At 67.7% G+C, this 22786-nt stretch carries 21 protein-coding genes; 10 read left to right on the top strand and 11 right to left on the bottom strand.

Features of this window, described 5'->3' with window-relative positions; translation table 11 throughout:
- On the bottom strand, positions 1-362 hold a 362-nt coding region (locus tag AC5W7N_RS10145), incomplete at its 3' end, for an FAD-dependent oxidoreductase (RefSeq protein WP_495923572.1).
- A 223-nt stretch (positions 363-585) separates the two neighbouring features.
- Positions 586-2343: a proline--tRNA ligase gene (locus AC5W7N_RS10140; protein ID WP_163811779.1), complete on the bottom strand. Its 1758-nt coding sequence runs from the start codon at positions 2341-2343 to the stop codon at positions 586-588.
- Positions 2344-2688: 345 nt separating this feature from the next.
- Between AC5W7N_RS10140 and ehuB the strand changes: the two genes are divergently transcribed.
- From ehuB to AC5W7N_RS10110, 6 genes are all read left to right on the top strand, one after another.
- The gene (gene ehuB / locus AC5W7N_RS10135; protein ID WP_495923571.1) at positions 2689-3555 is read left to right on the top strand and encodes an ectoine/hydroxyectoine ABC transporter substrate-binding protein EhuB; all 867 of its coding nucleotides are present in this window, start codon (positions 2689-2691) and stop codon (positions 3553-3555) included.
- Positions 3556-3571: 16 nt separating this feature from the next.
- Positions 3572-4294: an ectoine/hydroxyectoine ABC transporter permease subunit EhuC gene (gene ehuC / locus AC5W7N_RS10130; RefSeq protein WP_163811775.1), complete on the top strand. Its 723-nt coding sequence runs from the start codon at positions 3572-3574 to the stop codon at positions 4292-4294.
- Entirely contained in the window at positions 4291-4938 is a 648-nt protein-coding gene (ehuD, locus tag AC5W7N_RS10125) for an ectoine/hydroxyectoine ABC transporter permease subunit EhuD (RefSeq protein ID WP_163811773.1), read from the top strand. The genes ehuC and ehuD overlap by 4 nt, the downstream gene beginning before the upstream one ends.
- Positions 4939-4966: 28 nt before the next feature.
- The gene (gene ehuA / locus AC5W7N_RS10120; RefSeq protein ID WP_163812013.1) at positions 4967-5722 is read left to right on the top strand and encodes an ectoine/hydroxyectoine ABC transporter ATP-binding protein EhuA; all 756 of its coding nucleotides are present in this window, start codon (positions 4967-4969) and stop codon (positions 5720-5722) included.
- A gap of 146 nt (positions 5723-5868) precedes the next feature.
- Positions 5869-6612: a peroxide stress protein YaaA gene (yaaA, locus tag AC5W7N_RS10115; protein WP_195019691.1), complete on the top strand. Its 744-nt coding sequence runs from the start codon at positions 5869-5871 to the stop codon at positions 6610-6612.
- Between the two features lie 47 nt (positions 6613-6659).
- Entirely contained in the window at positions 6660-7076 is a 417-nt protein-coding gene (locus AC5W7N_RS10110; protein ID WP_280212440.1) for a PPOX class F420-dependent oxidoreductase, read from the top strand.
- Between the two features lie 23 nt (positions 7077-7099).
- Here the strand turns inward: AC5W7N_RS10110 and AC5W7N_RS10105 are convergent, their stop codons facing one another.
- From AC5W7N_RS10105 to AC5W7N_RS10090, 4 genes are all read right to left on the bottom strand, one after another.
- Positions 7100-8584: an MFS transporter gene (locus AC5W7N_RS10105; protein ID WP_280212441.1), complete on the bottom strand. Its 1485-nt coding sequence runs from the start codon at positions 8582-8584 to the stop codon at positions 7100-7102.
- A gap of 171 nt (positions 8585-8755) precedes the next feature.
- On the bottom strand, positions 8756-10012 hold the full coding sequence (gene cobA, locus AC5W7N_RS10100) for a uroporphyrinogen-III C-methyltransferase (RefSeq protein WP_195019692.1): 1257 nt from the start codon (positions 10010-10012) through the stop codon (positions 8756-8758).
- A gap of 97 nt (positions 10013-10109) precedes the next feature.
- On the bottom strand, positions 10110-11237 hold the full coding sequence (locus tag AC5W7N_RS10095; protein ID WP_495923570.1) for an Rv3169 family protein: 1128 nt from the start codon (positions 11235-11237) through the stop codon (positions 10110-10112).
- 8 nt (positions 11238-11245) lie between these two features.
- Positions 11246-12376, bottom strand: a complete 1131-nt coding sequence (locus AC5W7N_RS10090) for a phosphotransferase family protein (RefSeq protein ID WP_495923569.1) — start codon at positions 12374-12376, stop codon at positions 11246-11248.
- A 360-nt stretch (positions 12377-12736) separates the two neighbouring features.
- Between AC5W7N_RS10090 and AC5W7N_RS10085 the strand changes: the two genes are divergently transcribed.
- Positions 12737-14050 carry a DoxX family protein gene (locus AC5W7N_RS10085; RefSeq protein WP_495923568.1) on the top strand — a complete coding sequence of 438 codons (1314 nt, stop codon included), beginning with the start codon at positions 12737-12739 and terminating at the stop codon, positions 14048-14050.
- Positions 14051-14172: 122 nt separating this feature from the next.
- Positions 14173-15552 (top strand): DoxX family protein, encoded by a 1380-nt coding sequence (locus AC5W7N_RS10080; protein ID WP_495923567.1) that lies wholly within the window; start codon positions 14173-14175, stop codon positions 15550-15552.
- Between the two features lie 204 nt (positions 15553-15756).
- Here the strand turns inward: AC5W7N_RS10080 and AC5W7N_RS10075 are convergent, their stop codons facing one another.
- Positions 15757-16047 carry a hypothetical protein gene (locus AC5W7N_RS10075; RefSeq protein ID WP_194990343.1) on the bottom strand — a complete coding sequence of 97 codons (291 nt, stop codon included), beginning with the start codon at positions 16045-16047 and terminating at the stop codon, positions 15757-15759.
- A gap of 394 nt (positions 16048-16441) precedes the next feature.
- Here AC5W7N_RS10075 and AC5W7N_RS10070 point away from each other — a divergent pair, with 394 nt between their 5' ends.
- A complete protein-coding gene (locus AC5W7N_RS10070) occupies positions 16442-17869 on the top strand; it encodes a helix-turn-helix domain-containing protein (protein ID WP_228806350.1) in 1428 nt (475 codons plus the stop codon).
- Here the strand turns inward: AC5W7N_RS10070 and AC5W7N_RS10065 are convergent.
- Positions 17858-18676 (bottom strand): alpha/beta hydrolase, encoded by an 819-nt coding sequence (locus AC5W7N_RS10065; RefSeq protein WP_495923566.1) that lies wholly within the window; start codon positions 18674-18676, stop codon positions 17858-17860. The genes AC5W7N_RS10070 and AC5W7N_RS10065 overlap by 12 nt on opposite strands.
- A gap of 333 nt (positions 18677-19009) precedes the next feature.
- On the opposite strand from AC5W7N_RS10065, the gene AC5W7N_RS10060 reads away from it, so the two are divergent.
- Positions 19010-19873, top strand: coding sequence for a hypothetical protein (locus tag AC5W7N_RS10060; RefSeq protein ID WP_495923565.1), 864 nt, complete (start codon positions 19010-19012; stop codon positions 19871-19873).
- A 92-nt stretch (positions 19874-19965) separates the two neighbouring features.
- Here AC5W7N_RS10060 and AC5W7N_RS10055 read toward each other — a convergent pair whose 3' ends face one another.
- The 3 genes from AC5W7N_RS10055 to cobO all read right to left on the bottom strand — a co-directional run bounded on the left by AC5W7N_RS10055 (position 19966) and on the right by cobO (position 22712).
- Entirely contained in the window at positions 19966-20373 is a 408-nt protein-coding gene (locus tag AC5W7N_RS10055) for a cobalamin biosynthesis protein (protein WP_495923564.1), read from the bottom strand.
- Entirely contained in the window at positions 20360-21997 is a 1638-nt protein-coding gene (locus AC5W7N_RS10050) for a cobyrinic acid a,c-diamide synthase CobB (RefSeq protein WP_495923563.1), read from the bottom strand. Before AC5W7N_RS10050 ends, AC5W7N_RS10055 begins: the two co-directional genes overlap by 14 nt.
- Before the next feature lie 100 nt (positions 21998-22097).
- On the bottom strand, positions 22098-22712 hold the full coding sequence (gene cobO / locus AC5W7N_RS10045; protein WP_194989685.1) for a cob(I)yrinic acid a,c-diamide adenosyltransferase: 615 nt from the start codon (positions 22710-22712) through the stop codon (positions 22098-22100).
- Between the last annotated feature and the right edge of the window lie 74 nt (positions 22713-22786).

Genomic DNA, 22786 nt, shown 5'->3' with positions numbered 1-22786 from the left:
TCGGGGTTAAAATTTTCTCCCTGTTTGGGTTCTTTCGCCTTCCCACTACCCTCGGCGCCGAGCGCGCGCAACCACTCGGAATTGAGCGTGGTTTCCCGCGCCCAGGTGGCGATGACGTCCTCGGCGACCGGGTAGGGCCCGCACAGCGAACGGAGGAAGACCTCCGCGCGTCGCGGGTCGCGATTGATGAACCAGCCGGCCCCGGAGACCCTGGTGTTACCGCCCGCCGTCGCCGGATCCGCCTTCTCCAGCACCACGACCCGCGCGCCGGCCGCGTGCGCGCTCAGCGCCGCGGCGGCGCCGGCCGCCCCGACCCCGAGGACCACCACGTCGAATTCCTCGTCGAACCGCACGGCACCCATAGCGAAATCCTTTCCACAGCCGGTGGTCTCATCCCGGAGTCCACCGGCCATGGTGCTCGGCATCGCGGTTGTCCGCGCCCGGCGCATCCCTCTCAGCGGGAGCCGAGTCTTCGGGTACCGCACCACGGCGCGGCGGGCGGCCGGACCACCCGCCGACCGACGCCAGGAAACGCCTACGCCCCCGGTCCGATTCGGAGCCGGGGGCGTAGACAGTGCGTCACAGTCAGCCGCGGATCTTGGCGAGCACCGCGTCGACGGCGGAATCGGCGGCGATGTCTTCGGATTCGCCGGTGAAACGGTTGCGCAGTTCGACCTTGCCGTCGGCCCAACCACGGCCGATGACGAGCACCCACGGCATGCCGAGCAGTTCGGCGTCCTTGAACTTGACGCCGGGCGAGGCGGTGCGATCGTCGAAGAGGACATCAAGGCCCTGAGCGTCGAGTCCGGCGACCACGGCTTCGGCGCCTTCGCGGGCGGCGGCGTCCTTGTTGGCGATCACGACGTGGATGTCGAACGGAGCGGCCGACGCGGGCCAGCGCAGGCCCTTGTCGTCGTGCTGCTGTTCGGCGATCACCGCGACCATGCGGGAGACGCCGATGCCGTAGGAGCCCATGACCAGGCGGACCGGCTTGCCGTTCTCGCCGAGCACATCGACCTCGAAGGCGTCGGTGTACTTGTAGCCGAGCTGGAAGATGTGGCCGATCTCGATGCCGCGCGCCGAGACCAGGGTGCCGCGTCCGTCGGGCGAGGGGTCACCGTCGCGCACCTCGGCGGCTTCGATGGTGCCGTCGGGGGTGAAATCGCGACCGGCGACCAGGCCGACGACATGCTTGCCCGGTTCGTCGGCCCCGGTGATCCACGAGGACCCCGTCACCACGCGCGGATCGACGAGATAGCGGATACCGTTGGCCTGCAGCGCCTTCGGGCCGATGTAGCCCTTGACCAGGAAGGGGTTGGCGGCGAAGTCGGCGTCGGTGAGCAGCTCGACCTCGGCCGGTTCCACCGAGGCGCCGAGGCGCTTGTCGTCGACCTCACGATCGCCGGGGATGCCGACGCCGACGATCTCGGTCTTGCCGTCCGGGTGCCGCAGCTTGACCATGACGTTCTTCAGGGTGTCGGCCGCGGTGACCGCCCGTCCATAGCGTTCGGCGAGACCGGCGCCGTTGGCCCAGTCCACCAGGGTCGCGATGGTGGGGGTGCCTGGGGTGTCGTGGACGACGGCCGCGGGCTGTCCCTCGATCGGCAGCGGTTCGGGAGCGGGGGTGACCACGGCCTCCACATTGGCGGCGTATCCGGACTCGGGACAGCGCACGTAGGTGTCCTCACCGACGGGGCTGTCGGCGAGAAACTCCTCGGACGCGCTGCCGCCCATGGCGCCGGAGGTCGCGGCGACGATGACGTACTTGACGCCGAGCCGGCCGAAGATGCGCTGGTAGGCCTCACGGTGGGCGTTGTAGCTCGCCTTCAGGCCGTCTTCGTCGAGGTCGAAGGAGTAGGAGTCCTTCATGACGAACTCGCGCCCACGCAGGATGCCCGCGCGCGGACGTTCCTCATCGCGGTACTTGTCCTGGATCTGGTAGAGCGTGACCGGCAGATCCTTGTAGGAGTTGTATTCCCCCTTGACGGTGAGCGCGAACAGCTCCTCGTGGGTGGGCCCGAGCAGATAGTCCGCGCCCTTGCGGTCTTTCAGCCGGAACAGCGCGTCGCCGTATTCGGTCCACCGGTTCGTGGTCTCGTAGGCATCGCGCGGCAGCAAGGCGGGCAGCGAGATCTCCTGGGCGCCGATGGCGTCCATCTCTTCGCGCACCACCTGCTCCACCTTGCGCAGCACCCGCAGGCCCAGCGGCAGCCACGAATAGATGCCGGGGGCGACGCGGCGCACGTATCCGGCGCGCACCAATAGCTTGTGGCTCGGCACCTCGGCGTCGGCGGGATCGTCTCGCAGGGTGCGCAGGAACAGGCGGGAGAGGCGGGTGATCACGGATGCACAGGGTAGTCGCCGGTCCACGGCCGATGACACCGGATTAGCGGTTCGCGACCGCGGGGCGCGCGCAGAGGGTCCGAAAACGATCATGACGCACGAACAGGAAAGTAAATTACCCATTAATGGAGGCCGCCAAACTTTGGATCACAAAAATATCACTTTCGCCATGTAAAGAATGCGAACCAAATACTGTTGGAGTGCCGAAATACCGGCGCACACAACCACATAAAGGGCCGCTGACCTGCGGGGGTGTCGATAATTCTGGTCGCCCGATCATCTCCGCGAAATGATGGCCAGCCACCCCTGTCGAAAGGTGAGGCAGTGGTCGACACACACCGGAGAATGGTTCGTTGGGCCGCGGCGTTGGCCGCGGCATCGCTATCGGCGGCCATGCTGGCCGGCTGCACCAAGACCGATACCGCCGCCGAGGGCGAACTGCTGCGAACGTTGCAGGACAGCGGCACCGTCACCGTCGGGTTCGCCGGCGAGGCCCCGTACTCCTTCGAGCAGGACGGGCAGTTGACCGGCGCGACCGTCGCCCTGCACCGGGAGATCTTCAAGAATCTGGGCATCGACACCGTCGACGGCGTGCAGACCGAGTTCGGTGCGCTCATCCCCGGTTTACAGGCCCAGCGCTTCGACGCGGTGAGCGCAGGCATGTCGATCCTGCCCAAACGCTGTGAGCAGGCCGCGTTCAGCGAACCGGAATTCATGTACACGACCGCGCTGATGGTGAAGTCAGGCAATCCGCTGAACCTGACGGATATGCAGTCGGTCAAGGACAGCGGCGCGCGCATGGCGGCCATGACCGGCGCCATCGAATCCGACTACGCCGCGGCCCTCGGCATCGACGCCATGCTGGTCGGCAGCCCGCAAGACGGCCTGGACGCGGTCACCTCCGGCCGCGCGGATGTGTTCGCGTTGACCGCGATCTCGCTGAACTGGTTGAAGAGCCATTCCCCCGGCGCCGAGGTCGAGGTGACGCCGTCGTTCGTGGCGGTCATCGACGGCAAACCGCAGATCGGGGCGGGCGGCACCGTCTTCCGCACCGGCGACAAGGACCTGCTGGACGCCTATAACGCCGAGTTGAAGAAGATCACCTCCGACAAAGAGCGCTACCTGGCCATCGTCGGTCCGTTCGGGTTCACCGAGCGGGAGCTGCCGGATCCGGGTCTGACCACTGAACAGCTGTGCAAGGGCGAAGTCTGATCGAGCGGTTCGCGCCATGAGCGATATGGACGCGTTGCGCGAGGCGCTTCCCGGGATCTGGGACGGCATTCTCGTCACGTTGCAACTCACGCTCGGCGGGGCCGCGCTGGCCTTCGTGATCGCCTTGCTGCTCGGGACCGTGGTGCGGGTGCGCAATCTCGCGCTGCGCGGAACCTCGCGGGTGTTGATCGAGTTCTTCCGCGGCACCTCACTGCTGGTGCAGATCTTCTGGCTGTTCTACGTGCTGCCGCTGTTCGGCTATCAGCTCGAGCCGGTGTTCTGCGGAATCCTGGCGCTCGGCCTCAATTACGGCGCCTACGGGGCCGAGGTGGTGCGCGGTGCGTTGAACGCGGTACCGCGCACGCAGTGGGAGGCGGCGGTCGCGCTGAATTTCAGCCCGTGGCAGCGGTTGCGCAAGGTGTTGTTCCCGCAGGCCTGGGCGCTGATGGTGCCGCCGCTGACGAACCTGCTGATCCACCTGCTCAAAGGCACCGCGGTGGCCTCCTACATCACGTTGCAGGACTTGACCTTCGAGATCGGGAAGCTGCGCCAATCCACCGGTGACACCCTGTTCGCCTTCGGTGTCGGTCTGCTGATCTATTTCGCGCTGGCCTATGTGCTGACGGTGCTGATGAACCTGGTGGAAACCCGCGCCAAGGCGAAGCTCGGCCGTGGGCCGACGCTCAGGGAGATGCTTCGGCTCGCCCCGGACGAGCCGGTCGAGGCGGTGGCGCGATGACCGTCGAATGGAGTTGGGAGCGCGCCAGGGAATCGCTGCCGGTGCTGTGGGACGGTTTCCAGATCACCTTGCTGGCCACCGTCGTCGGTTTCGCGATCGCGGCGGTGATCGGGCTGGCCATCGCGATCGTGCGCCGGTCGTTCCCGCGCTGGATCGCGGCCCCGGTGCATGCGGTGGCCGAGTTCGTCCGGCTCACGCCGCTGGTGGTGCAGTTGCTGTTCGCCTACAACCTGCTGCCGCAGTTCTCCGCATTGCAGATCGGCATCACCGTGCTCGGCATCCACTATTCGAGCTATCTGGCCGAGGTGTACCGGGCCGGGATCGAGTCGGTGCCGACCGGGCAGTGGGAGGCCGCGCGTGCGTTGTCGCTGCCGCCGTACCGCACCTGGCGGGCGGTGGTCTTGCCGCAGGCCATCCGCGCCAGCGTTCCCGCCCTCGGCACCAACGCGGTGTCGATGTTCAAGGACACGCCGTTCCTGTTCGCCATCTCGGTGGTCGAACTCGTCACCGCCGCCCAGCAGTTCGGGGCCCGCAACTTCCAATATCTGGAGCCGCTGACCCTGGCCGGCGTGTTCTTCCTCATCGCGAGCTACCCGACGTCTGTACTGATCAGAAGACTGGAGAAGCGTCTTGCCTACTACTGACGACACGGTCGGCCGCGACCAGGACGCGATGATCCGCTTCGACAAGGTGGGCAAGCGGTTCGGCAAGCTGGTGGTGCTCGACGACCTCGATTTCACCGTCGGCCGCGGCGAGAAGGTCACCCTGATCGGCCCCTCCGGATCGGGTAAGACCACGATCCTGCGGCTGCTGATGACGCTGGAGCAGGTCAGCGACGGCGTCATCTGGGTGGACGGACAACCACTCACGCACGAGCAGCGCGGTGCGAAGCTGGTGCCCGCCAAGGAGAAACACCTGCGTACGGTGCGCAAGAAGATCGGCATGGTGTTCCAGCAGTTCAACCTGTTCCCGAATATGACGGTGCTGGAGAACATCACCGAGGCGCCGGTGCATGTGCTCGGGCGGTCCAAGGGCCAGGCCCGCGCGCGGGCGACGGAGCTGCTGGAGATGATCGGGCTCGCCGAGAAGGCGCACGCCCATCCCGCGCAGCTGTCCGGCGGTCAGCAGCAGCGCGTCGCGATCGCGCGCTGCCTGGCGATGGACCCGAAGGTGATGCTGCTCGACGAGGTGACCTCGGCGCTGGATCCGGAACTGGTGGGCGATGTGCTCGACCTGCTGCGCGATATCGCCGAGAGCACCGATATCACCATGCTCATCGTCACCCATGAGATGCGCTTCGCCCGCGATGTATCCGATCGAGTGATGATGTTCGACGGCGGCCGCGTGGTGGAGCAGGGCCCGCCGCGGCAGCTGTTCGAGGACCCGCACAACGAGCGGACCCGGGCCTTCCTACGCGCGGTGCGCTGACGACGGCCGCCCATCACGCCGCCGGCTCACACCATCCCCGCGGCACCGCTGGGCTGCGGCCAACGGTCTCTCGGCGCCGAAGTACCCGGGACCGCGTCCCGGGGTGCTGCCGGCCGGCCGGCGGGCGCCGATTACCGTTGTCGCTCGTGCTGGTGCTGCTACCTCCTTCCGAAACCAAGTCCGACGGCGGAACCGGCGCGCCGCTGGAGCTCGGCGAGCTGGCGATGCCGCAGCTGACCGCGGTGCGGGAGAAATTGCTGGCGGAGCTGGTACGGCTGGCCGGCGATCCGGAGGCCTCGCGCGCCGCGCTCGGCCTCGGCAAGGGCGCGGAGACGGAGATCGCCCGCAACGCGGCGTTGCGCACCTCCCCCACCCGGCCCGCGCTCGAGCGCTACACCGGTGTGCTCTACGACGCGCTCGATGCCCGTTCGTTCACCAAGGTGCAGCGGGCCAAGGCCTACGCCCGTCTCGGGATCGGTTCGGCACTGTTCGGCGCGGTGCGGGCCGGCGATCCGATCCCGGCGTATCGGCTCTCCGGCGGGTCGAAACTGCCCGGCCTGCCCACCTTGTCGGCGGTGTGGCGCGAACAGCTGCCCGATGCCCTGCGCGCCGAGGCCGGCGACGAACTGGTGATCGACCTGCGTTCGGGCACCTATCAGCAGCTCGGCCGCGTCCCCGGCGCCATCACCGCGAACGTGCTCACCGAGCATCCCGATGGTTCCCGCACCGTCGTCTCGCATTTCAACAAGCATCACAAGGGCCTGCTCGCCCGCGCGCTGGTGCTCACCCGCGCCGAGCCGGCCGATATCCGCGCCGTCGCCCGGATCGCCACCAAGGCCGGGCTGCGAACCGAGATCGCCTCCCCCACCGAACTTCTCATCATCACCTGAGATCCGCGGCTGGAATGCGCCGGGAGACCCGGGTGTTGGCGAGTGTTGTGAGCACTACTACAGCCGTACTGTCCGATGACCTGAAGAAGTATCTGGACGAAGAGCGCGTCTACGCCACAGTCGCCACCGTCGGCAAGGACGGGCATCCGCATCTGACCGTCGTCTGGCTCGAGCGCGACGGCGAGGATCTGATCTTCTCCACCACCGTCGGCCGGGTGCAGGGCCGCAATGTCATGCGCGATCCGCGGGTCACGGTGATGATCAACCCGCCCGACCGGCCCTTCGTCTACGCCGAGATCAAGGGCTCGGCCACCGTGACGCCCGACCCGGAGCGAGCGCTGCCGGACAAGCTGGCGCTGAAGTACACCGGCAAGACCTACCGGGAGTTCAATCCGGCCTCGGTGCACGACGCCGAGCGGATCATCGTGCGGGTCACACCGGACAAGGTCGTCGGCCGACTCTGAACCCGCTGCCGAGTCCGCCGGGTTCAGGCCTGCTGGGCCTCTTCCTGAGCGTGCTGGGCCTGCGCCACTTCCTGCGGGGTGTAGCGCAGGGTCAGCGCGAGCAGCCCGACCAGCAGCGCACCGATGGCCGCGACGAACAGCACCAACGTGTAGCCGCTGCCGAGCGCGACGAGTTCGGCCGCCGTCATATCCGCGGGCTTGCCGGTACGGCCGCCTTCGGACAGCGTGCGTGAGGCCGCCAGCGGTGTCAGCAGGCCGATCGCGATCGGGGTGCCGAGGCTCAGGAACATCTGGCCGATCGCCGACAGCGGGCCGATCTCGTCCTGCGGCACACCGACGAGCACGCACAGCGGGATGAGGACGATGGCCAGGCCCATACCGAAACCGATCACCAGGAACAGCCCTAGCAGGGTCGGCACATAGCTGACGTCACCGTCGAGCGTCGATCCGAAACCCAGCCCGGCCACCAGGACCAGGGCCGCACCGCTGAGCAGCCACCGCGGCGCGACCAGCATCGCCAGCTTCGACGACAGCGCGCCGCCGATACCGATGCCGACGGTGAACGGGATGAACGACAACCCGGCCACCAGCGGGCTGTAGCCGACCACGTTCTGCACGAACAGCCCGGCGAAGTAGGTGGTGGCGCCGAGCACGCCGCTGGCGAGCAGGATGATGACGAAGGTGGCGTTGCGGTCGCGGTGATCGAACAGCGACCACGGCAGCAGCGGGTTGGCCACCGCGCGTTCGGCGAGCACGAACACCACCAGCAGCACCACACCGCCGATCAGCGAACCGATGACGTAGGGGCTGTCCCAGCCGAACTCCGGCCCTTCGGTCGCGCCGAACACGATCAGCGCGCAGGCCAGGGTGCCGAGGATCGCGCCGCGCACGTCGAGGGTGAGCCGGTGATGCGTGGTGTCGCGCAGGGCGATCACGGCGCCGAGGATGATGAGCGCGCCGATGGGCACATTGATCAGGAAAATCCAGCGCCAGCTCACCTCGGTGAGCGCGCCACCGATCACCAGTCCGCCGACCGAGCCGAGCGCCGCCATCGACCCGAAGATCGCGAAGGCCTGATTGCGCACCGGTCCCGGTGCGAATGTGCTGGCCACCAAGGCGAACGCGGTGGGGGCCGCGAGTGCGGCGCCGGTGCCCTGGAAAGCGCGGGCCGCGATCAGCATGCCTTCGTTCTGGGCCAGTCCACACAGCAGTGATGCCAGCGTGAACAGTGAGACACCGAGCAGGAACATCCGCCGCCGCCCGAAGGAATCGCCGATCCGGCCGCCGAGCAGCATCAGGCCGGCGAAGGGCAGGCCGTAGGCGGTCACCATCCAGGCGCTGCCGGAGCTGGACAGCCCCATTTCTTCCTGCAATCGCGGCAGCGCCAGGATCACCACGGTGCCGTCGAGCACCACCATGAGCTGGAGTCCGCTCAGGACGAGGATCGCGAGCCCGAAGGCCCGCCGCGTCACGGGGTACTGCGTCGTAGCAGCGGCTTTGTCGAGCACAGGGAGTCACTGTAATCGACGGTCACAAGCACACCGTTCGGTACGTCGGGCCGGGGTCGTTCGAGCAGCGCGACCGGAGGGGCGACCGGGCCGCGCCCCACCGCGCTACCGAAGGGCGGCGGTACGTTGCTGTCGCGTGCGGGCTGTCACTTGTCGCTCGCCCGCTACGTCTCAGCCGCCCGGCGCGACGTCTGCCGAGAAGCCCGCCGTGGGGCCGATCACGACGATGGCGGGCGGGCGGATGCCTTCGGCGCGCACTCGCTCGGCGATCGTCGCCAGCTCGGCGCGCAGCACCCGCTGGGTCCGCAGCGTGCCCTCTTGGATGACGGTGGCCGGGGTATCGGCGGGCCGCCCGCCGGCGAGCAGCACATCGGCGAACTGCTCGATCCGCTCGACGGCCATCATCAGCACCAGGGTGCCACGCAGCCGCGCCAGCGCGGGCCAGTCCACCAGCGAGTCCGGGTGATCCGGCGCCACATGCCCGCTGACCACCACGAACTCATGGGTCACCCCGCGATGGGTGACCGGAATGCCCGCGGCCGAGGGCACCGCGATCGGGCTGGTGATGCCGGGGACCACGGTGACCGGCACACCGGCGGCCACACACGCCTCGACCTCCTCGAAACCGCGGCCGAACACATACGGGTCGCCGCCCTTGAGCCGCACCACGAACTTGCCCGCCTTGGCGCCTTCCACCAGCGTGGTGTTGATCGCCTCCTGCGCCATGGCGCGTCCGTACGGGATCTTCGCGGCATCGACGACCTCGACCTCCGGGCCGAGTTCGGCCAGCAGTTCCGGCGGTGCGAGCCGGTCGGCGACGACGAGATCGGCGCGCGCGAGCAGCCTGCGGCCACGCACGGTGATCAGGTCCGGGTCGCCGGGTCCACCGCCGACCAGCGCGACGCCCGGCGCGACCGGGGTCGAATCATCGGTCACCACACCCGATTGCAGCGCTTCCAGCAGCGCGTTGCGCACCGCCGCCGAACGCTTGTGCCTGCCCCCGGCCAGCACGCCGAGGGTGAGGCCGTCGAAGCGGGCGGTGGCCGGGGTGACGGCGGTGCCGAGCCGGGCGTTGTCGGCGCGCACACAGAAGATGCGGCGGCGTTCGGCCTCCGCGACCACGGCGGCATTGGTTTCGGGTTCGTCGGTGCAGGCGATCGCGTACCAGGCGCCGTCGAGATCGCCATCGGTGTAGGCGCGCAGCGTGAGCGTCAGCTGACCGGAGGTGGCCATGCCTTCGACCGCCGGGGTGGCCTCACGGCTGATGACGTGCACGTCCGCGCCCGAGGCGATGAGCAGCCCGAGCCTGCGCTGGGCGACGGAACCGCCGCCGACGACGACCACCCTTCGCCCGTTCAGATCGAGCCCGACCAGGTAGTTCGGGTCGCCCGCTGGCTGGTCCTCGGTATCGGCTGACGTGTTCGGCACAAGTGTCGAGATTACGGGGCGTGTCCGGCACCGGCCGCAGGCACCCGGGACAGGCTCAGATCCCGGTCGTGATCGACCTGGTCCCGCCCCAGCGCCGCTAGGGCGCCACCGACAGGAAGTCGGCGAACCCGGTGGGGTCGTGCCGTCCGATGCTCGCGTGCTCGAACAACCCCCAGCCTTCGGCCTCACCGCAACGGGCATGCGCGACATGGTCGATGACGCCGTACGGGATGCGCCCGGCGACGGCCGGATCGGTGAGGTCGTAGCGGTCGCTCGAGGTCCAGTCGCGGCCCTTCCACTGGCCGTGCTGCCAATCGGGATCGCCGCCGTAGCCGCAGCCCACGTGCAGCGGGATATCGGTCACCGTCCGGATTTCCACGTCGAGCGGTTTGCCGTCCGGTGTGGTCAGTTCGATGCGCGCGGCGGTGGGCAACCTGGTGCCGGAGCGGTAGTCGATCGAGATGCGCGGCCAGCCGAGTTGCTCGGTCCGCCCGTCCGGCCAGATCCGGGTGGCGTCGTTGAGGGTGCGCCTGCCGTCGGGTTCCTCCTGCACGATGACGACGATCGCGAAGTCGTCGAACCGCAACGGCATGTACAGCCACCAGAACCCGCCCGAGGGTTCCGCGGCCGCGCGCCCGGGCGGTTCGGTTTCGCCGACCGGCCGGATGCCCCAGGACCGGTCCCTGGTGCCGGTCCAGACCTCGGGATCGACGGTGATCTCCCGGCCGTCGACTTGCAGGGTGCCCGACCAGCTTCCGACCTGAGCGAACCGCGAGGCCTCGATGATCGGGCGGTTGCCGTTGAGGATCAGATGCGGCTGCTCCTGCACCGTGGGGAACGCGCCGGTCCAGGTCAGGTCAGCGGCGAGCTCATCGTGCTCGCACACCAGCCGCAGCCGCTGCAGTGGTTCGAGCACCTCGATCCGGTAGCCACCGACCCGCATATCCAGGCTCCGGTCGCCGAGCGCGTCGGAGAACCGCACCGTGCGCACGGTATCGCCCTCGCGCAGAGCCAGATAGGCGTCGGTGACCCCCAGGTTCGGATAGACGCCGAACCCGGTCACCAGCATGGTGCCGCCCGCACGATTGTGCGCGTTGAAATAGCTGCGGTCATAGAAGTTGCGGTCGCTGCTGGCCACCCGTGCCAGCGACAGCGGCGTCTGGTGGATCGGGAACTCGTCCAACGGTGCCGGTGCGGATCCGGGAAGACGGGAGGAATCAGACATAGTGTGGCTCAATCCCATTCGTATGTTCCGTCGAGCAGGGCCTGCAAGCTCGCCCGGTGCATCACATAGTCGTCGCGGTCATCGGTGTCGGTGTCCTCGCCGAAGTGGATCATCCGGCGCTTGATCCTTGCCATCACGATGGCGTGCCGTAGTGCCGTGTAGACCAGGTAGAAGTCGAGATCACGCATGGTATGGCCGCTGGCCGCTTCGTATTTCGCCACCACCTCGCTGCGGCGCAGGAAGTTCGGCAGGCCGGGCTGGTCGAACCGAACGGCGAGGTCCTGGAAGAACCGGTGCAGGAAGATGATCCAGGCCACGTCGAGTTCCCGCGGGCCGATGGCCGCCATCTCCCAATCGAGCACCGCCGCCGGTTCGAAACCGCGGTAGATGATATTGCCGGGACGGGCATCACCCCAGGTCAGCACGTCGGGGCCGGGGTCGGCGGGCCAGTGGGCCGCCAGCCAATCGAAGCCGCGCTCGATGATCGGGATCCGGTAGCCGTCGTCGGCGAGGGCCCAGCGATACCAGGCGCGCTGGGCGTCGACGTGGCGGCGCAGCGCATCGCCGGGCCCGGCCAGCATCGGGAACCGCCGCACCGGGTCGGGGATGGCGTGCACCTTCGCGATGATCTCGACCGTGGCGTCGGTCAACCGCGCCCGCTCCTCGTCGGTGGCGTCGAAGAGCCAGCCCACGAAGACATAGGGCGGGTTGTCGGTGGGCACCCGGCCCTCCACCCGGTCCATCACGAAGAACGGCGTACCGAGCACACCGGGATCGTTTTCCAGCCAGCGCGTCCTCGGCACCGGGATATCGGTCGCCTCGGCGACACCGGCCATCACCTGGTATTGCGTTGCCAGATCATAGGTTTCGAACACCGGGAAGGCATCGTCCTCCGGCGCCATCCGCGCCACGAACGACCCGCCGCCGCGCTGCCCGCCCGCGAGCCATTCGGCGTCGAACAACACCGTCGAACTCGACATACCGCCCGCCTCCGGCCGGGACAGGCCGGTGATCGAGGGCGGTTCGTCGGCGCCGACGCGTTCGCCCAGCCAGCGGGACAGGTCGGCGGTGAACGAATCCAGATCGCGATCACTGGTGGTCAGCCGACGTCGTTCGGTGGGTGCGGGATCGTCGGCCATCATCGTCCTCCTGATGCCGTACAGCGGTGCGGCTCGGGCGAGGGCGTTGCCGCCGAGCCCGGCTCGGACCGCGGTGACTGCCGGGTCGTGGTGACTGTAACGCGTTTCAGTTTGACTGTTCGGGAAAGCCGGAAATCGATCCGTGACACCTCTCCGGGAGCGCCGCATCGGCCGCAAGGATGATGCCGGATACGTCCTACGAATGATGCGAAAATAGGGGTTCCACTCCGGGTTTATCCGGTGGTGGGCGGCGCCGCCGGTGGATACGTTCGGCCCAGGCAATCGGATCGGCGCAGTGAGGGGCTGATAGTGGTCGGGGTCGAGGTTCTCCAACAGCAAGACGATGACGCTCCTGTCGAGGTGGCCGAGCCACGCCGGTGGCATCCGCTCACGCGCATCGCGTTCCGGTTCTGTTTCGTCTATTTCGGCCTGTTCTGTCTGCTGTTCGCCCAGATCACCTTCGCGTTCACCGGCATCGCCGGGCAATGGCTGCCCGAGCGGGCGGTCATGTGGCAGATGGAGCTGCTCTCGCCGGCCTACGAGTGGGTCGGGCGGACGGTTTTCGGGGTCGATGCCGTGTTGCACGAGGATTCGGGCAGCGGCGATCAGACCGTCATCTGGGTGATGATCTTCTGCGTCCTTGTCGTCGCCCTGGCGGCAACGCTGATCTGGTCGGTGCTCGACCGGCGCCGTACCGCCTACCCGCGGCTGAGCGCCTGGTTCTTCACCGTCATCCGGCTGTGCCTGGCCGGTCAGATGCTGTTCTACGGCATCGCCAAGGCCATCCCGACGCAGATGCCGTCACCACCACTGAACGCACTGCTGCAGCCGTACGGCGAGTTCAGCATCACCTCGGTGCTCTGGTTGCAGGTGGGTTCCTCGCCCGCCTATCAGGTGCTGCTCGGCATCGCCGAGATGCTCGCGGGCCTGCTGCTGTTCTGGCCACGCACCGCGACCGTCGGCGCGATGCTGAGCGTGGTGAGCATGGCGCAGGTGTTCGTGCTGAACATGACCTTCGACGTGCCGGTCAAGATCCTGTCGTTCCATCTGCTGCTGCTGTCGCTACTGCTGCTGGCGCCGCAGGCGCAACGGCTGGCGAATGTGCTGGTACTGGAACGCCCGTCGGACCCGGCGACGCAGCCGCGATTGTTCGACAGCGCCAAGGCCAATCGGATCGCCGCCCTGGTCCAGGTGCTGATCGGGGTGTGGATGCTGATCGGCGTGGTGGACACCGGCTGGCGCGCGTGGGACGAGTTCGGTGGCGGCCGCGAGAAATCGCCGCTGTACGGCATCTGGACAGTCAGCGAGTTCACCGCCTCAGGGCAGCCGGTTCCTCCCGTGCTGACCGATGAGAACCGCTGGCAGCGCGCTGTTTTCGATGATCCGGGCGCGATGTTCATCCAGGGGATGGACGGTGCGCTGACGCCCACCGCGGTCGCCATCGACGCCGATGCCCGCACCCTCACCCTGACCGCCCCACCGCAATCACCCGATGCCACGCCGGTTCCGATCGCCTCCTTCACCTTCGAACGGCCCGAGCCCGAGCGATTGCGCCTCACCGGCGAGTTGAACGGAACACCCACAACCATCGTGCTCGACCAGATGGACCTCGACTCATTCCCCTTGCGCAGCGGCGGCTTCCGCTGGGTCCAGGATTACCCGGACTTCCGCTGACGCCCCCGAAACCGGTGCAGACAGCACTGGGGGCACAGGTTTTCCCAGCCGCGGCGCACCCCTGATCTGACATACCGTGCCAGAGCAAGGTCAGGTGTGCGGCGGATCGGGAAAGGTGAACAGTGGCAACCCTGGTGGAGTCGGAGGCGCCGGATCGGGAGCAGGGTGAGCCCGTACCTGTCGTGCTGTCACCGTCGTGGCATCCGGCCACGCGTGTGCTGTTCCGGTTCGCATTCGTCTACCTCGGTATCGGTACCGCGGCGCAATGGCTGCTCCTGCAACTGCTGCGGTCGGTCGGTGTCCCGGAGCCGGCGGTGCTCACCCTCGGCCGGTGGTGGGCACTGCCGCCGCTGACCGACTGGTTCGCCGCCCAGCTGTTCGGCATCGAGGAACCGCTCGGGTACGCACCCACCGGCAGCGGAGACACCGTCACCCTCTGGGTGGCGGCGTTCAGCTGGCTGGTGGTCGCGGCCGTGGCCACCGCGATCTGGACCGCTCTGGACCGGCGCCGCACCGACTACCGCGGCCTGGACCGCTGGTTCCGAGCATTGCTGCGCTTCGCGCTGGCCGGTGCGCTGATGCTCTACGGCATGGTCAAGGTGATGCCGTCGCAGATGACGTTCGCCCTGCACCGGCTGATCGAACCGTTCGGCGATATGACGCCGATGGGGGTGCTGTGGTCGCAGACGGCGGCGTCGAAGCCCTATGAGATCGCTCTGGGTTGCGCGGAGATCGGCGCCGGATTGCTGCTGATCCTGCCCGCCACCGTCACCGCGGGAGCAGCGCTGTCGACGGTGGCGATGGCGCAGGTCTTCCTGCTCAATATGACCTTCGACGTGCCGGTGAAGCTGTTCAGCTTCCATATGCTCGCCCTGTCCCTCGCACTGCTCGCCCCGCACAGCCGCCGCCTGGCAACGGTCCTGTTCTCCGGTGAGGCGGTGCCGGCGGCCGAGGGATCCGAACTCTTCACCACCGCACGGTCGAATCGGTTCGCGTTGCTCGGCCAGGTCCTGCTCGGCCTGTGGCTGCTGGCGACCACGGCGCTGGAAGGCTGGGACGCCTGGCACGCCTACGGCGCCGCCCGCCCGCGTTCCCCGCTGTACGGCATCTGGAATGTCGCCGAATACTCCGTCGCCGGCCACCAGGTCCCCCCGCTACTCACCGAGCCGAACCCGTTCACCGACCCGACCTCGGCCCGCCCCCGCCGCCTCGTCTTCGACACCGTCGACGGGATCCACGTGCAAGGCATGGACGACCGGCTGACCTGGATGCCCGCCACCGTAAACCCCGACCTCCACACCCTCACCCTGTTCCGCGATCCCGCCGCCCAATGGAAGCTGGGCAGCTTCACCTACACCCAGCCCACCCCCGACCGCCTGATCCTCGACGGCACCCTCGGCACCCGGCCGGTACACATGGTGCTGGAATCCATCCCGCTCGATCGGTTCGCACTGGTGGAGCGTGGTTTTCACTGGATCCAACAGTCTCCGCACCTCGAGTAAGTGCGGTGACGGTCAGACCTCACGGCCGTAATCGTCGTCGAGGTCGTAGATGGCGGTCGCGGTCGGCGCCACAACCCGGTGTCCGGCCCGGTTATCCCAGCGATCGGTTTCACGAATCGCCGTAATCATTCGGCCAACAGATCGCCGCCACCAGGACCACCAACGGAAGACCGATCGCGATCGACCACCCCAAATGAGTCGCCGTCACCGCCGCACCCCTCCGATAAGCGTCCAACGCGCGAACGACACACGCGGCGCAGCACATTCGACGTCAGCGACCGCCAGCACTCGGTTCAAAGTAATGGCGTCCACATGCCCGGTCGACGGCACCAGCACGACATCCGCGCCAGCGGCTTCGACCTGCTCGGCCAAACCCAGTACCGCCGAGTCAGCCCACCGCAACGAGTAACCCAACCGCCGCGCCAGCCGGCGAATCTGCGCGGCATCCCATTCCGGGGTCGGTGAAGATGGATGTATCCAGCCGAGCGCGAACATGTCGTGATCACTCCTGAGAATTCTCGCGATCGAGAGCATCGGTAGCGCGACTCTCACGAGCCGGCGGGGCCGCCACGCGGCGGTTCCAAGGTCGAGACTGGACGGAACAGGCGAACCGTTTCTATGCCTGAGTCCGCCGGCCCGGAATGCGTCGGACGCATATTCGACAAGCTGGCCGCGTATTAGAACTACGAGGGATAGCGCCCCGTCCCGTCGTGTCCTAGTGGACCATTGGGTGAATGGCCAGGGTCGGCTGATCGCGCGCCCAAACTCCACGCCACATAGATATCGGTGGCATACATGAAACGCATAGCCACTGATGTCGAGCTCGGGTACCGTCGCGCGACCAGGCAAACGGCGCGCACACAGTCGATTGATGTCAGGGGGACGAACGATGGCGCAGGCATCCCGCCAACAGCGGTACTGCACCCGATGCGGCTCGAGGCTGAACCGCTACAACCCCGAATCGATCTGCGCACCCTGCGAATCCGCATCCCGCGATGAGCTACAGCGACCGCCGACAGTCTCCCGCGACTTCTGGGACATCGACCAGATCCGTGATGCCCTGGCAACCTGGCACATGGGCCGCGTGATATTCGCCTATCGAACGCATCCGCACCACAGCAGACCGTTGCCACAGGAACTTGTCGCCAACTGGCTCGGACTGACCCAGGCTCAGCTCAGCCGCATCGAGAAAGGACCTGCCCCCGACCAGCTCTCGAAGCTGGTGCGTTGGGCACAGATCCTCGGCATCCCGGATGAACTGCTGTGGTTCAAGATGCCGTCGGTCAGCGGTGCGGCACCGGCTGTCTCGCGCGGGGTCGGCGAGAATGCCATGCTGTTGGCCCGCTGGCTGGCCTCGGACGGAACCGATGCGCCTCCGGGCGACAACACCGACGAATTACACCGTGTCGGAGCCGCGCTGGACAACGCGCACCGCTACTTCGACGGCCAGGTTGTGGACTTCTTCCGCCAGCAGCTCGAGCGGTGCAAGGCCGACGATGGCGAGCTCGGCCCTGCGTCGGCGCTCCCGTTGGTTCTGGGCATACTCGGGGCCATTCGCCGGCATTGCCGCGACGCGAAATCCGAAACCCGCCGCAGGCTACTGGAGGTGGGAGCCGACGGCGCCGAGTTCGCGGGATGGCTCTATCGCGACCTGCACGATCCGCTGACGGCAGCGTTTCTGTACGACCGTGCGATGGAATGGGCGCAAGCAGCGGGCAGCGTGTCCCTCCAGGGGTACGTGCTGCTCAAGAAGTCCCAAATGGCATACGACACCCAGGATGCGGGAACCGTGTTGTCCTTGGCTGAGGCGGCGAGGACGGGGCCGTGGCGACTCCCGCCCCGTGCCGAGGCCGAAGTCGTGCAGCAGGAAGCGCTGGGTCTCGCCATGACCGGCGAACCGCTGGCCGCCGTCGAACTTAGCCTCGGCCACGCACAGCAGTTGCTATCCGCTGCTGAGGATGCCGGTGGCGACGCGCTCGGGGCCTACTTCAACCAGGACACCCTGCTCGTCCGGTCGGCATGTTGCTATTCCGAAGCGGGAAAGCCGCACCGCGCGGTGCAGTTGTTCGGTGATGTGCTGGCAGGCGGCACCCTCTCCAAGCGCGACAGCGGCTTGTTCCGTGCACGGCAAGCCAAGGCGCTAGCGCTGGCCGGTGAGCCCGATGAAGCTGCAACCGTTGCCGCCACCGCAGTCGCGGTGGCCAGAGAAACACGGTCCGAGCGCACGATGAACGTCGTGGCCGAGGTCGTTCGGGCGCTCGAGCCGTGGCGCAACCGGCCCAACGTTCGGATGCTGAACGACGTTCTAATGCCGTAGCCACTGCGTCACGATGCCAACGACTTGCGCTTGGCACTCCTGACTTTCGGGCTGGAGGTACTGCGGATCGTCGTGGATGGCGAAGCCGTGCTGGGCACCGTCGATCTCGACTAGTTCGACCGGGGCAGTGAACTGAGTAATTGCGTATCGGGAGCCGTCGATCGGCACCAACGTGTCGCCGTTGCCGTGGACGATGAGGGTCGGCGTCCCGATCTCGCCGAGCACCTCATTCGGCTTCAGCCAGAACACTTCGTTCAGGAGCGGGCGGCCGTGCTTGAGCGTCGGCGTAAAGACAACAGCGCCGGTCTCGTTCAGCTCCCGTGCTCTATCGTCATTGATGACATCGTTCGTCCAATAGTCGCGGCTGTCGATCGTGCGCCACTTGTAGTCGAACTGCGGATTGAGCAGGACCAGCCGCGCAAGTTCGTCCGGTCGCTTGGCGGCGTAGTACCCGCAGATGCCACCGCCGAAGCTCGCACCGAGAAGGCTCAGCTCGGCAGCGCCGGTCGCATCACGGAGATGCGCAAGGCAGACGCGAATATCGTTCAAGATGGTGGCGAGCGTCAGCTCCTCTTGTCGGCCGTCGCTCTCGCCGTGACCACGGAGGTCGAATCGCAGCGAGGCGATTCCGGCTTCGCCCAATCCCTCGGCCAGCTGGGTGAAGAAGCCTCCTTCCTCGCGGGTGACGCCACCACCGTGCACCAGCAGGACGGCTCGTCGTGCGGGCTGCCCGGGTGTAACGAATGTAGCCGCGAGATGGAGGCCGTCAAGGGTTCGGATTCGGCTGATGGCGCTGACTGATGGCACCGATCCAGTGAAGCAGAGGTTCGCACCCGCGACCAGGTGGCGCTAGCGATGTGCCACATCGGCGGCGGCAATTATCCGGGATGTCCGACGACTTCCGGACGGCACGTACGTGCTGCGATTGCCGCGCCATCGAGAACCGGTCCGAGGCCCTCAGAGCCTACCCCCGGCCAACCGCACCCGCGCGACCCCGCAACGGGGGTAGTCAGACTAGCGGTGTGTCCTCGACACCTGCTGGTAGCCTGCCGCTGATGAACGAGTTCGGCGTGTCACCGGGTTCGGTGATCGCCTCGAGCTCAGGCGCTCCGGGCGTCATCCCTCGTTCGAAGGCGTCGAATGCAATCTTCTGATCTCCGCGACCGGCCGGACCTTCACCTCGGAGCGAAGGCGTTCCGGCGAAAACGTGTTGTGTCGATGGTGTTCCTCGCCGGCCTCGCGGCGCTGTGCGTGGCTATCGCGGTTCAGATGGCGCGCAGCGACGACCATGTCGCGCACGTCGTCTCCAAGTATGTGGCCCTGTTCGGCGCCATCCTGATCGTGATCGTGGCTCTCGGCGCATACGGGGATGTCGGGCTGATACGACGGCTGCGCGCAGTCGAATTGACATCATTCGAGCGTGGACACGCGACCGTTGTGCCCGGATCCGTGGGCTATTTCGTTTTGTACCAGTCAATCTGGGTGGGCTTCGCGGTGATGTTCTTGGCAGCCGGCGCCGAAACCGCTGGTGCGGCGTGGCATACCCACTGGCCCTTGGGCCTACTGTTCATATGCCTGGGTTCAGCCTGCGCATCCGCACCTGCGCTGGCATCAGTGGGCACACTGCGACGCGGGCGGATCGTGCTGACCGCCGACGACATCGTCCACGAGGGCTGGAGTTCCCGAACCCGCCTGCCATGGGCCGATGTTGCGGGTGTGATGGCCGCATTCGAGCAACAGCCGCTGATTGTCATCACCGGGTCGACTGGCGAGCAGTGGAACCATGAGGTCACGACACCGCATGTACCGCTCGGCCGCGCCCGCCGCCCGATCTGGATGCTGGACCGCCCCGCGCGGAGTGGCAGCATCTGCATGGAATGCCCGCGACTGGCCGTCGACGGACACCGCGTACTTCGATTCCTTTCCTTCTACGCCGACAACCCCGCTTTCCGCAGCGAACTCGGTACCCAGCTGTCGCTGGACCGGTGGAGAGCTTTGCGCTGACCAAAGGGCGACCCACCTCCGCACAGGGCTGAACACCTCGCATTGGCTATCGCGAGCCGTTTTGCCCATAACCTACGTGAGATTGGCACAACCTATGGGACGACGGGGCCGGGGCATGCGGCGGCGATCACCACGGTGCCAATGACCTGTCTGGGGAACAGCAGGGGTCCCGTCCCGGCCAGTAGCGCCGCGGCTTCGGCTACGCCCGGGACACCAAGGGCGGTTGTCGTACGGGCCGACGGATTCGGGACCTGGACGGACGAGAGTTCGGCGGTAGTGAAGGAGTAGACCGGCACGCCGAGTTCGGCGGCGGCGGAGCGAAATCCGGGTTCGGTGGCGCGGCGGTCGATGGTGGCGAGGCAGGCTACGGGGTGGGGGCCGATGACGGCGCGTATTGCGGCGATTATCTGCGCGGCCGGGGTACCTGGGCGGATGCCGACGCCGACGGCCAGCGCTCGGCGGGTATCGGCGGCGGCGTCGAACGGCTCATCCGGCGGCATCGGCGCAGGCGAAATCTGCGGCCGCAGCGACGAATCGGCGCACCGATTCGGGGTTGCCGGCCGGGTGGGTGTGCAAGTAGGAGGCGTGGACCTGGTGCACCACGGCGCCTTCGCGGAGCCGGGCATCGGCGGTATGCCAGCCCCAGGCCGGATTGTCGGTACCGGTGCCGGTCAGGCGGGTGCGGTGGAATTCGTGGCCGCGTACGCGTTCGCCTGCGCGCCACAGCGGTGAATCGATCAGGGCGACGGCATCGCGGTAACCGAGGGTCAGGCGGGGGCCGAATTCCGCTGTGGCGTCGAGGACTCCGGCCATCGCATGGCCGTCCAGTGATCGGGTGAGGTAGAGCAGGCCCGCGCACTCGGCGTGGATCGGCATCCCGCGCCGGGCTCCCGCTCCCACCGCGGCGAGCAGCCGCGTGTTGGCCGCGAGCTCGGCGGCGTGCTCCTCCGGAAACCCGCCGGGCAACACCAGCCCCGCTGTGCCAGAGGGAAGTTCGTCGTGCAGGGGGTCGAACACCACGACCTGCGCTCCTGCCGCGACGAGCAGCTCGCGATGCTCGGCGTATCCGAAGGTGAACGCCGCTCCCCCGGCCATCGCGATCACCGGGGCATCGCCCGGCGTCGTGTCCGCACCGCCGACCTGCCCCGGGTGCACGGCGGACATCCCTGATGGCGACTCGGCCGATACCTCGCGTCGATGGATCGTGTCCGTCACGTCGCCATCGTGCAGCGGGCCGGCGTGCATCGCGGTATCGCGGCTGCCTCCATGCCCGAACCGGGGATCCGAGCCAGGACCTGCGACATCGGCCTCGGACTCAGCCCTGGCCCGCCCATCGGCTGCGCCCTGGACGGACCAAGCGCCGACCTCGGTCGCCCGACCGTAGAGCGCGCTTTCCGGGCTCCAGGCCGGGCCGGGCGTCGAGGAAGCGGCCAAAGCTGCGATGGCACCCAGATCGACGTGAGCCGCGACGAGATCGGTCATCGCGGCCACCGCGGCGGTGGCGGCCGCCCCGTGTTCGACGGCGGGGATCAACCCGAGGTGACGGGAGGGCACTTCGAGTTCGGCCATGCGTGGCAGCGAACCGAGCACGGGCAGGCCGACGCGGTCGCAGGCCGAGCGCAGCACCTGTTCGTGCCGTTCGCTACCGACCCGGTTGAGGATCACGCCGCCGAGCCGGATCGAGCTGTCGTAGGTGGCGAACCCGTGCAGCAGCGCGGCCAGGCTCTGGCTGTGGCCACGGGCGTCCACGACCAGCACCACTGGGGCGCCGAGCATCGCGGCGACCTGGGCCGTCGACCCCTCGGCGACCGGCCTGGCGTCGCCGGCGTCGATGCGGCCGTCGAACAGGCCCATCACGCCCTCGACCACCGCGAGATCACAGCCGGCCGACCCGTGCCGGTACAGCGGCACCACCCGTTCGGCGCCGCACAGCACCGGATCCAGATTGCGTCCGGGACGCCCGGCCGCCAGCCCGTGATACCCCGGGTCGATGTAATCGGGACCCACCTTGAACGGCGCCACCCGATGCCCGGCCCGCCGCAACGCACCGACCAGGCCGGTCGCCACGGTCGTCTTCCCGCTGCCCGAGGCGGGCGCGGCGATCACGACGGCAGGTGTGCTCATCGTGGGCTCCGGCCGGCTGCGGCTGCGGCGCCATACCGGCGCTCGGTCCGCATCGGCTCGGCGACAGCGGCCCTCGACGCGGCAGGTCTCCGCCCGGCGCTCACCATTCGATCCCGCGTTGGCCCTTGCGCCCGGCGTCCATCGGGTGCTTGATCTTGGTCATCTCGGTGACCAGGTCGGCGGCCTCGATGAGGGCGGTGGGGGCGTCGCGGCCGGTGATGACGACATGCTGGTTTCCGGGACGCTCGACCAGCGTGCGCACCACCTCGTCGACATCGACCCAGCCCCACTTCAGCGGATAGGTGAATTCGTCGAGCACGTAGAAGCGGTGCTGTTCGGCGGCGAGGCGGCGGGCGATCTCCTGCCAGCCGGCCAGCGCGGCGGCGGCATGATCTTCCTCGGTGCCGTGCTTACGGGTCCAGGACCAGCCTTCGCCCATCTTGTGCCATTCCACGGCGCCGCCGGCGCCGGTTTCCTCGTGCAGACGGCCGAGGGCGCGGAAGGCGGCTTCTTCGCCGACCTTCCATTTGGCGCTCTTCACGAACTGGAACACGGCGACGTCGAAACCTTGGTTCCAGGCCCGCAGGGCCATCCCGAATGCTGCGGTGGACTTGCCCTTACCGGGTCCTGTGTGCACGGCGAGCACCGGCTGGTTGCGGCGCTGCCGCGTCGTCAGGCCGTCGTCCGGAACGGTTTCCGGCACACCCTTGGGCATCGAATCTCCTCGCTGATCACTGTGTTTCGTTATCGGATGCGGTCGACCGCACGGCATCCGGCCGGAGCCGGCCC

The sequence above is a fragment of the Nocardia sp. CDC519 genome (assembly GCF_059509835.1).
This window is presented reverse-complemented; position numbering and strand designations above follow the sequence as displayed.